The sequence below is a fragment of the Pseudoruegeria aquimaris genome (assembly GCF_900172235.1).
Taxonomy (GTDB): Bacteria; Pseudomonadota; Alphaproteobacteria; order Rhodobacterales; family Rhodobacteraceae; genus Pseudoruegeria; species Pseudoruegeria aquimaris.
Window position 1 is genome coordinate 1 of record NZ_FWFQ01000059.1, and the last position, 743, is coordinate 743.

The window sequence follows — 743 nt, forward strand, 5'->3', positions numbered from 1 at the left end:
TGCCTCCTGCTCCTTGATCATCCCGATGATCTGCGCCTCGGTGAAACGGCTTTTCCTCATGTCGTCTGCTCCTTCAGGGTTGAGCAGACTCTACATCATGGTGAGGGATTTTGCGGGGGGCAGGTCAGCCTACACCGAACACCGGACGGATCACGACTGGAGCACCTACGCGATGGTCACTGCCGTGGCCAATGCGCTCGTGGTGTTCCTGTATTGGCGGCTTTATTTCATCGACCCGGCCCTCGTGAACGGAGGCGGGGAGATCCTCTGGTGGAACGAATACTACCTGCACCTCATGGGCCCCGTGCTTCAGTGGATCGATTTCCTGTTCATCCTCGGGGGCGCGCGCAGGATCCTGCGGCCTCTGGCCGGGCTCGCCGTCCTGGTGGCGGGCTATTCGCTTTGGATCGAACTCGCGCTTCAGCCCCTCAGCATCCGCCCGGCCGGGACGGTGACGAGCGGCCTGCCCTATCCCTTCCTCAATTCGATGGTGTTGAGCGAACGCATCGCTTTCTACGGCAGCACAGCCGTCACGGGCGCCGTGTTCCTGCTCGTGTTCTGGGGGCTCGGCGCCGGGCTGCGGCGCTTGCGCGCCAAGGGCGGAGCCGCGCCGGCCTAGGTCGTGAACTCATAAACGGGATTCCGTTTTTGGCGGTGTGATGATTCACTTTCGGAAACGGAGGTGAGCATGACGGGCAGACACGATGTGAGCGATGCGGAATGGGCGGTGATCTCGCCGCTGT

General features: G+C 62.3%; 1 protein-coding gene. It reads left to right on the forward strand.

What is annotated here, in order from left to right:
- Window positions 1-172: 172 nt before the first annotated feature.
- Entirely contained in the window at window positions 173-619 is a 447-nt protein-coding gene (locus tag PSA7680_RS18425; RefSeq protein WP_245824761.1) for an androgen-induced gene 1 family protein, read from the forward strand.
- The last annotated feature ends 124 nt before the right edge of the window (window positions 620-743 follow it).

Excerpts from the sequence above, each read along its gene's own strand:
- PSA7680_RS18425 (WP_245824761.1), top strand. The coding sequence starts at position 173 with ATGGTCACTGCCGTGGCCAATGCGCTCGTGGTGTTCCTGTATTGGCGG.